This is a genomic window from Streptomyces flavofungini, assembly GCF_041028215.1.
Classification (GTDB): Bacteria; Actinomycetota; Actinomycetes; order Streptomycetales; family Streptomycetaceae; genus Streptomyces; species Streptomyces flavofungini_B.
In genome coordinates this window covers 1-8,689 of record NZ_JASKYR010000314.1, presented here as the reverse complement: position 1 = coordinate 8,689, position 8,689 = coordinate 1, and the positions used below count along the sequence as shown (strand labels likewise).

The window sequence follows — 8,689 nt, the reverse complement described above, 5'->3', positions numbered from 1 at the left end:
GTCCACGACACGGTCAGCTCCCGCGCGCGGGCGTCCCACCGGTAGGAGACCGGGTCGCCCGCTATCGCCCGGGGAGAGGGCCGGTCGAGGACCGGCAGCAGCGCCGTCGGCCTGAGTTCCGCGTCCCAAGGGGCCCAGGGCCCGGGGTCGTTGGACCAGTAGGCGATGCCCGCCCCCATCTCGTCCGCCATGCGCTGCACCTTCTCCACGTACTCCATGGCCCCCGGCAGCCCCACGTCGAGCCCGAACTCGCCGATGACCACCGGCGCCCCGAGCCGCCGCGCGGTCCGCTCGGTCTGCTCGCGCCAGGACGCCAGCGAGGCGTCGACCCGCCTCCTGGTGTCGCCGGTGTAGCCGCCGCCGAGGTCCATGGGGAGCGGGTAGAGGTGGGGCGCGTACGCGATACGGGCCTCGTCGCCGTCGCCGCGCGGGTCGTCAAGGCGCGGGAGGCCGGTCGCGAAGCCCCAGTTGGCGCCGATCGCGGAGGGTTCGACGAAGAGCCAGTGGTCGCGGTCGACCTCCCGGATCGCGCCGACGCAGTCCTCGTAGAGCCGGGCGAGCGGTCCGGCCTCGAAGGCGGGGCCCTGCACGCTGCCGCCCCACGGTTCGTTCATCAGGTCGTAGCCGATGACCGCGTCGTCGTCGGCGAAGCGCTCCGCCACCGCCCGCCAGGCGCGCGCGTAGTGGGCGCGCAGGTCGCGGCCCCCTTCGGCCGTCCCCCAGAAACGGTCGAAGGCGCGGACGGTGCCCGGCTCCGCGTAACCGAGCTCCCAGGGGTCGGTGGCGGCAGAGGGCAGGCCGTCCGTGCGGGTGGCCCACTTCGGGGCGCCGTTCCCGCCGGTTCCCGGCCCGTACAGATCCTGGTGCATGTCGAGCAGGACGTGATAGCCGCGTTCGCCGTACCACCGCACGCGCTCGGCGACCCGGTCCAGATACGCCGTGTCGTACGCGCCCGGGGCCGGTTCGACCTTGCGCCACTGGAGGAGGAAGCGCACGAAGTTGGTGCCGAGGGCACGCCGCTCGCGGGCGACGTCCTCCTCCTTGATCCAGGGCAGGCCGTCGGCGGCCGACTTGGCGCTGCTCGCGGTCGAGAGGCCGCGCAGCACCAGGGCGCGGCCCTGCCGGTCGGTGATCCACCGGTGGCCGCTCGCGGTGTCGGCGCGCGCGGCGCCCGCGCCCTTCGGTCCCACGGCGTACAGGAGGGCGGCGGCGACGGCGAGCACCGCGCATCCGACGGCCCACGTGCGCCAGGCGGCAGGGGGTCTCATGCGGCGGATGGTAGGGCGGCGATCCGTGGGAGAACAGACCTGAGCATTGTTCACTTTTTCTCGGTCCGGACCCTGTCGGCCTGGTTCGACGCGTCCTACAGTGACGCGCCATGCGGATGAGGACGGACGTACTGCGTTCCCGGGCCGACGCCTTGCGCAGTCGGGCCTACGCCTTGCGCGCCCGGGCCGACGGCACGGTCGTGGTGGCCGGGGTCTGCCTGCTGCTCGTCCTGGTGCACGGCAGTGGCACGCTGCTGACCGCCTTCACCGCGCGGGCGGGCCTGTCGGTGGTGCCGAGCGCGCTCGGTGTGCCCTTCGCGCTGCCGGGGCTGCGGGCGACTCCGCTGGGCGGGACGGGGKGGCTCCTGGTGGCCGTCGCGGCGGCGAGAACCCGCCGCCATCTGCGCGGGCGCCCCGCGGCGGGGCGGGGGCGCCGCCTGCTCGCGGGCTGGACGGCGCTGATCGCGGGCGCCGCCGTCGCGGGTGCCTGGCGCGGTCTGGCCGCGGCCCGCATGGTCGAGGCGGATTCGTGGGGCTGGCTCGCGCTGCCGCTGACGGGGGCGGCGTTCGGCGCTCTGTGGGGCGTGGCGCTGGGGTGGCTGCCGGGTCTCGCGGCGCTCGGCCTCCGGCAACGGCGTCCGGACGTCCGCGCGCATTCGGCGGCCAGGGGTGGACCGTGAGCCGCTCGCGCCAATGCCGATGCGGATGCGGATGCCCATGCCGCGCGTATCGCGGAATTCCGGCCCAAGGGAATTAAACCTGTATTCGGCGGCGAATTCTCCGGAGCGCGCCCGGACGTGCGTCACCGGACAGGGAAGCGACAGGCAAGCGACTGGCAAGCAACAGGCGGGCGACAAGCAAGGGCAGTGCCCCGTAAAACAAAAAGGCCGGGGCCCGCACCTTGGGTGCGGGCCCCGGCCCTGAAGTACACGCGAGCGTCAGGCAGGCAGGATGTTCTCGGCCTGCGGGCCCTTCTGGCCCTGCGTGACGTCGAAGGTCACCTTCTGGCCCTCCTGCAGCTCACGGAAGCCCTGGGTGGCGATGTTCGAGTAGTGGGCGAAGACGTCCGCGCCGCCACCCTCCTGCTCGATGAAGCCGAAGCCCTTTTCCGAGTTGAACCACTTCACGGTGCCGTTGGCCATGTCATATCTCCTTCGGGGCAGTGCCCGTGGAGTCCACACTGTGCGGACTCCGCGTCGCCGCGATGATTACCCCGTCCGGACAGACCGGCAATACGAAGTGCCCCGTCGACAACAGGAAAGTCGACTGGAGCACTTGAAGTCTCTGGGAACCACAACTGCAACTGAAAATGACACTAGCACGGCCACCGCGAGGACGCAGGATTCTTCATATCGCTCCGCCGGTCGGCGGATAAACCCTCATCGCGCATCGGGCGAAATTCTGTATCTGCCGGAACAGATATGAGCCCGCGGACTCAGGATGGCGCCCCCTCGGCCCGCTCGGCGGGGCCGCTCAGCTCCTCGTTGCGGCGCAGCGCGTCGTCGAGCCGGTCCTCAAGGACGACGATGCGGCAGGCGGCCTCGATCGGGGTGCCCTGGTCGACGAGCTCGCGGGCGCGCGCGGCGATGCGGAGCTGATGGCGGGAGTAGCGGCGGTGGCCGCCCTCGGACCGCAGCGGGGTGACGAGGCCCGCCTCGCCGACCGCCCGGAGGAATCCGGGTGTGGCGCCGATCATCTCGGCGGCGCGGCCCATGGTGTACGCGGGATAGTCGTCGTCATCGAACCGGTCGGGGCCGTGCGTGAGGGTCTCTGAGGGCATCTGCACCTTTTCCTGAGCATGTCGAAGAGCCCGCTGCCGTATGACACCGGGCCAAGGAACCCTAAGCACGGCGAAACGGCATGTCTACCGTAACCGCGGTAGATTTTCGGAGACGGAGGAACAGGAATCCGGGCACGCGGGCCGCGCTCCGCCTCGGTAGGCTCATCGGTCATGTCGAAGCCTGACGAACTGCTCGTCGACATCGCCTCCCTGGTGGAGTCCGAGCACAGCAATCAGATGTCCCTCACCGTGGTCGTGGCCGGCGCCGTCATCACCGGACGCCTGGCTCCGGAAGCCCTGTGGCGGCGGCGGGTCGCCGAAGTCCTGAAGGACTCGGACCGGCTCGGCCCCTTCGCCTCCGTCTTCGAGGCGGACGCGGGCTCCGGCCCGCCGCCCGAGCGCGCACGGCCCACCCATCTCCACTTCCACCTGGCACGCATCCTCCAGGGCAGCCTCGGCCTCCCCGAGACGGGCGGGATGTACCGCATCCCGCTCCTGGACGTCAGCGCCTGGAGCGTGGGAGACCTCAGCTACTCCGACAACTAGCCGACCGCAAGCGCCGTCCGGCCCCCCGCGCGGGGGAGCCGGACGGCGCGCACGCCGAGCGCTGAGGTCACCGGAGCCCGGAGGGCTTCGGCAGTCCGCAGCCCGCGCGGTTCAGGTCGATCTTGCTGCCCGCTCCGACGCAGGGGACGAGCTGGTACGTCTGCTGGGCGTAGTTGATGCCCTGGCGGACGGTGACCTTGCCGCTCTCGTCGACCTCGCAGGGGTTGTTGTCCGTGCACCGGCCGCCGCTCTCGTTGCCGGTGTTGTTGACGGCGACGACCTTGCCGGTCTGGTCGTCGATCACCGGGGAGCCGGACGTACCGCCGATGGTCTGGCAGGCGGAGGTGTAGCGGACCGAGTCCTTCCAGGTCCAGTTCCCCTCCTTGAGGCGGTAGGCGAAGCCGTCGACGCCGCACTTGTAGAGCTTCTTCCAGTAGCCCGACGCGACGGTGATCGCCCGGCCCTGCGCGGGGCGCTTCGAGTCGAGCTCCAGGGCCTTGATCCCGTACTTGCTCTCGATGTCCTGGTACGTGCTGGTGAGCCGGTAGAGCGACATGTCCGTGTCGGTCATGGTGCCGTAGGCGAGCCTGGCGGCCCTGAGTGTCGCGAGCCGTCCGCCCGAGCCGTTGAGCAGGGTGAAGCTGCGCGTGGACGCCTTGTCGACGAGGACCTCGCCCGGCGCGGGGAAGCCGCTCTCCAGGCAGTGGCCGTTGGACAGGACGAGCGCGGGGTCACCCGGCTGCGAGCCGGGCACGCGGACGACCGAGCCGGAACAGTTGCTGAGCGCCACCGTCCCCGCGAGATCGACGGCCTTGACCTTCGCGGACGGTGCGTCGCTCACGGCGGTGGCAGGCGCCGCCGTCGCTCCGATGAGCAGAGCGGCGAAACACGTACCGACGAGAGGCTTCTTCATGTGGGGGTCCCCTCAGATGACTGTGTGACCGAAGTTCTTTCGGCTTTGTCATGCGCATTGTTGAGGTATTGCGGCCCGGGGACAAGAGTGCGACGCCGATGGCGCGGGCCGGGGAATCCGCTCCCCCGACCGCCGGAACACCCCGTAAGCTCGCGCCCATGCAGGTCATCCAGTCGACGAAGCTCGCCAACGTCTGTTACGAGATCCGGGGCCCCGTGCTTGAGGAGGCGATGCGGCTGGAGGCAGCGGGCCACCGCATCCTCAAGCTGAACACCGGCAATCCCGCCGCGTTCGGCTTCGAGTGCCCGCCCGAGATCCTGGAGGACATCCTCCGCAACGTCGGCGACGCCCATGGCTACGGCGACGCCAAGGGCCTCCTCGCGGCCCGCCGCGCGGTCGTCATGCACAACCAGACGCTCGGCATCGAGACCGACGTCGAGCACGTCTTCATCGGCAACGGCGTCTCCGAGCTCATCGTGATGGCCATGCAGGGCCTGCTCGACGACGGCGACGAGGTCCTCGTACCCGCGCCCGACTACCCGCTCTGGACCGCCGCCGTGTCGCTGTCCGGCGGCACCGCCGTGCACTACCGCTGCGACGAGCAGGCCGACTGGATGCCGGACCTCGCCGACATCGAGCGCAAGGTGACCGACCGCACCAAGGCGATCGTGATCATCAACCCGAACAACCCGACCGGCGCCGTCTACAGCGAGGAGATGCTGCGCGGGCTCACCGACATCGCCCGCCGCCACAACCTCCTGGTCTGCTCGGACGAGATCTACGACAAGATCCTCTACGACGGCGCCACGCACACGCCGACCGCCGCCGTCGCCCCCGACCTGCTGACCCTCACCTTCAACGGCATGTCGAAGGCGTACCGCGTGGCGGGCTACCGCGTCGGCTGGATGGCGGTCTCGGGGCCCAAGGCGCACGCCTCCTCCTACATCGAGGGCCTGACGATCCTCGCCAACATGCGCCTGTGCGCGAACATGCCGGGCCAGCACGGCGTGGTCGCCGCGCTGAGCGGGCGGCAGACGATCAACGACCTGGTGCTGCCGGGCGGGCGGCTGCTCGAACAGCGCGACACGGCCTACGACCTGCTCACGCAGATTCCCGGGGTGAGCTGTGTGAAGCCCAAGGGGTCGCTGTACCTGTTCCCGCGGCTCGACCCGAAGGTCTTCAAGATCAAGGACGACCGGCAGATGGTCCTCGACCTGCTGCGGGCCGAGAAGATCATGGTGGTGCACGGCACCGGCTTCAACTGGCCCGAGCCCGACCACTTCCGGGTCGTCACCCTGCCGACGGCGACGGACCTCACGGAGGCGGTCAAGCGGATCGGCAACTTCCTGGACGGCTACAGCCAGCCGTGAGGCCCCCGGTCCGGACCCCGCCCGACACCGGTCCGGCCCCCGCCCGACACCGGTCCGGACCCCGCCCGACACTGGTCCGGACCCGGCTCAACTTTAGACGGAATCTAAGCTAGGATGTATCCAAGACAGCTTGGAGGCCATCTCATGTACGAGCCGATCCGCACCAAGTCGGTCCATTCGATGGCCGACGACGCGGGCTTCCCGCACCGCTCCCGCGAGGAGGAACTGGACATCCAGCTCGCCGGGCACCTCGCCGCGCTGCTCGCGGTCACCGACGAGCTGCGCGTCCTCGCCCCCGACGCCGACCTGGACGCCGCGGCCGACCGCCTCGCCGACCAGGTGGCCCGGCTGCGCCACGGCGCGCTCCCGCCGCGCTCGTCGGTCGCCGCCGCCATCCACGAGCCGCACCTCGCCGCCCTGCACCAGCGCGCCCACGCCCTCGCGGGCCGCGCCCTGGTCGTGGCGGCCTCCCGCGCCGACACCGCGGCGGCGATCCTGGCCGCCGAGCGCATGGACGTCCACGCGGACGCCACGCGCCTGGTCTGCGCCTCCTGAACGGCCCCGGTCCGCGGCCGGGGAGGCCACGGACCGGGCGCCACCGACGCCGGACGCCACGGCGGCCCGACATGGCTGAACCCCCGCACGCCGTTGTGCGGGGGTTCAGCCGTCCGGGGTACGCGGCCTCAGCCGAGCCGCTCCACCAGCGCGTGGTACTCGTCCCACAGGGCCTTGGGCGTGTGGTCGCCGAAGGTGTTGAGGTGCTCGGGGACCAGTGCGGCCTCCTCGCGCCAGACCTCCTTGTCGACCGTGAGCAGGAACTCCAGGTCGGCCTTGTCCAGGTCGAGCCCCTCGGTGTCCAGCGCGTCGGCCGTCGGCAGGATGCCGATCGGGGTCTCGACGCCCTCGGCCCTGCCGTCGAGGCGGTCCACGATCCACTTCAGGACGCGGCTGTTCTCGCCGAAGCCGGGCCAGACGAACTTGCCCGCCTCGTTCTTGCGGAACCAGTTCACGTAGTAGATCTTCGGCAGCTTGGACTGGTCCTTGTCCGCGCCGACCTTCACCCAGTGGGCCATGTAGTCGCCCATGTTGTAGCCGCAGAACGGCAGCATGGCGAACGGGTCGCGGCGCAGCTCGCCGACCTTGCCCTCGGCGGCGGCGGTCTTCTCGGAGGCGACGTTCGCACCGAGGAAGACGCCGTGCTGCCAGTCGAAGGACTCGGTCACGAGCGGCACGGCCGAGGCGCGGCGGCCGCCGAAGAGGATCGCCGAGATCGGCACGCCCCGCGGGTCCTCCCACTCGGGCGCGATGATCGGGCGTGGTGAAGCGGGCGTTCGGGTGGGCGGCGGGCGTGCCGGACTCGGGGGTCCAGTCGTTGCCCTTCCAGTCCGTGAGGTGCGCCGGGGTCTCCTCCGTCATGCCCTCCCACCAGACGTCGCCGTCGTCGGTGAGCGCCACGTTGGTGAAGACGGAGTTGCCCCAGAGCGTCTTCATCGCGTTGGCGTTGGTGTGCTCGCCGGTGCCGGGCGCGACGCCGAAGAAACCGGCCTCGGGGTTGATCGCGTAGAGGCGGCCGTCCTCGCCGAACCGCATCCAGGCGATGTCGTCGCCGATGGTCTCGACGGTCCAGCCGGAGATCGTCGGCTCCAGCATCGCGAGGTTGGTCTTGCCGCAGGCGGAGGGGAAGGCGGCGGCGACGTACTTCGACTCGCCGCGCGGCGGGGTGAGCTTGAGGATCAGCATGTGCTCGGCGAGCCAGCCCTCGTCGCGGGCCATGACGGAGGCGATGCGCAGGGCGTAGCACTTCTTGCCGAGCAGGGCGTTGCCGCCGTAGCCCGAGCCGTAGGACCAGATCTCGCGGTCCTCGGGGAAGTGCGAGATGTACTTCACGGGGTTGCAGGGCCAGGGGACGTCGGCCTCGCCCTCGGCGAGCGGTGCGCCGAGGGTGTGCACGGCCCTGACGAAGAAGCCGTCGTCGCCGAGCTCGTCCAGGACGGCCTGGCCCATGCGGGTCATGGTGCGCATGGAGACGGCGACGTACGCCGAGTCGGTGATCTCGACGCCGATGGCGGACAGCGGTGAGCCGACCGGGCCCATGCAGAAGGGCACGACGTACATCGTGCGGCCTCTCATCGACCCGCGGAAGACGCCGCCCCGCCCGTTGTGGCCGGTGAAGATCTCCCGCATCTCGGCGGGGTTCTTCCAGTGGTTGGTCGGGCCCGCGTCCTGCTCCCGCTTCGAGCAGATGAAGGTGCGGTCCTCGACGCGCGCGACGTCGGTCGGGTCGGAGGCCGCGTAGTACGAGTTCGGGCGCTTGACCGCGTCGAGCTTCTTGAACGTGCCCTTCGCGACGAGCTCCTCGCACAGGGCCTCGTACTCGGCCTCGGAGCCGTCACACCAGACCACCCTGTCCGGCTGCGTCAGTTCGGCGATCTCGTCGACCCAGGAGGCGAGCTCCCGGTGGCCGGTCGGGACGGTGTTGGTCGGAAGGGTGCTGGGAGCCGCGATGTCGCGCGCCACGATTGCTCCTAATCGAGGGGGTTTTGAGGATGTATGCCCCGTGGGGGCTGCGACCCGGACGCTTCACGTGGAAATTCCCTCTGGCGCTCATCCGGTGCCGACCGCACTCATATGATCATCCGACGGCACTGCCCATCTGTCCAGAGGGCCTCACACCTGAGCGACGTGAGCATCGCCACTTGTCCGGGTCCGGGTGCGAAAGCGGGGATCGGTGCGGTGGCGGGCGGGGCCTGAGGCGGGGACGGGCGCGATTGATGTCCGACTTACGGAGGCGTAGGTACGATTCCGCCATGAC

The 8,689-nt window shown here is 70.5% G+C and carries 8 protein-coding genes and 1 pseudogene; 4 read left to right on the top strand and 5 right to left on the bottom strand.

The genetic code is table 11. The annotated features are described in order from the left end of the window. Window positions 1-1,268: cellulase family glycosylhydrolase (locus AB8Z36_RS21650; RefSeq protein WP_369215013.1), on the bottom strand; the 1,268-nt coding region annotated here is incomplete at its 3' end. Between the two features lie 110 nt (window positions 1,269-1,378). On the opposite strand from AB8Z36_RS21650, the gene AB8Z36_RS21645 reads away from it, so the two are divergent. After that, window positions 1,379-1,948, top strand: coding sequence for a hypothetical protein (locus tag AB8Z36_RS21645; protein WP_369215012.1), 570 nt, complete (start codon window positions 1,379-1,381; stop codon window positions 1,946-1,948). Window positions 1,949-2,206: 258 nt separating this feature from the next. Here AB8Z36_RS21645 and AB8Z36_RS21640 read toward each other — a convergent pair whose 3' ends face one another. Beyond that, window positions 2,207-2,410, bottom strand: coding sequence for a cold-shock protein (locus AB8Z36_RS21640; RefSeq protein ID WP_062780821.1), 204 nt, complete (start codon window positions 2,408-2,410; stop codon window positions 2,207-2,209). A gap of 293 nt (window positions 2,411-2,703) precedes the next feature. After that, window positions 2,704-3,048, bottom strand: coding sequence for a MerR family transcriptional regulator (locus AB8Z36_RS21635; RefSeq protein WP_369215011.1), 345 nt, complete (start codon window positions 3,046-3,048; stop codon window positions 2,704-2,706). 171 nt (window positions 3,049-3,219) lie between these two features. On the opposite strand from AB8Z36_RS21635, the gene AB8Z36_RS21630 reads away from it, so the two are divergent. Further along, window positions 3,220-3,594 carry a hypothetical protein gene (locus AB8Z36_RS21630; protein WP_369215010.1) on the top strand — a complete coding sequence of 125 codons (375 nt, stop codon included), beginning with the start codon at window positions 3,220-3,222 and terminating at the stop codon, window positions 3,592-3,594. 67 nt (window positions 3,595-3,661) lie between these two features. Here the strand turns inward: AB8Z36_RS21630 and AB8Z36_RS21625 are convergent, their stop codons facing one another. Next, the gene (locus tag AB8Z36_RS21625; protein WP_369215009.1) at window positions 3,662-4,507 is read right to left on the bottom strand and encodes a S1 family peptidase; all 846 of its coding nucleotides are present in this window, start codon (window positions 4,505-4,507) and stop codon (window positions 3,662-3,664) included. 158 nt (window positions 4,508-4,665) lie between these two features. Between AB8Z36_RS21625 and AB8Z36_RS21620 the strand changes: the two genes are divergently transcribed. Both AB8Z36_RS21620 and AB8Z36_RS21615 read left to right on the top strand, forming a co-directional pair. Beyond that, window positions 4,666-5,877, top strand: coding sequence for a pyridoxal phosphate-dependent aminotransferase (locus AB8Z36_RS21620; protein ID WP_369215008.1), 1,212 nt, complete (start codon window positions 4,666-4,668; stop codon window positions 5,875-5,877). 144 nt (window positions 5,878-6,021) lie between these two features. Beyond that, complete coding sequence (locus AB8Z36_RS21615) at window positions 6,022-6,432, top strand: SCO4983 family protein (protein WP_369215007.1); 411 nt, start codon at window positions 6,022-6,024, stop codon at window positions 6,430-6,432. Between the two features lie 128 nt (window positions 6,433-6,560). Here AB8Z36_RS21615 and AB8Z36_RS21610 read toward each other — a convergent pair. Next, window positions 6,561-8,394, bottom strand: a pseudogene (locus AB8Z36_RS21610) (phosphoenolpyruvate carboxykinase (GTP)). Window positions 8,395-8,689: the final 295 nt, after the last annotated feature.

Coding starts and splice junctions, on each gene's coding strand:
- AB8Z36_RS21640 (WP_062780821.1), bottom strand. CDS start 2,410: ATGGCCAACGGCACCGTGAAGTGGTTCAACTCGGAAAAGGGCTTCGGC.
- AB8Z36_RS21635 (WP_369215011.1), bottom strand. CDS start 3,048: ATGCCCTCAGAGACCCTCACGCACGGCCCCGACCGGTTCGATGACGAC.
- AB8Z36_RS21630 (WP_369215010.1), top strand. CDS start 3,220: ATGTCGAAGCCTGACGAACTGCTCGTCGACATCGCCTCCCTGGTGGAG.
- AB8Z36_RS21625 (WP_369215009.1), bottom strand. CDS start 4,507: ATGAAGAAGCCTCTCGTCGGTACGTGTTTCGCCGCTCTGCTCATCGGA.
- AB8Z36_RS21620 (WP_369215008.1), top strand. CDS start 4,666: ATGCAGGTCATCCAGTCGACGAAGCTCGCCAACGTCTGTTACGAGATC.
- AB8Z36_RS21615 (WP_369215007.1), top strand. CDS start 6,022: ATGTACGAGCCGATCCGCACCAAGTCGGTCCATTCGATGGCCGACGAC.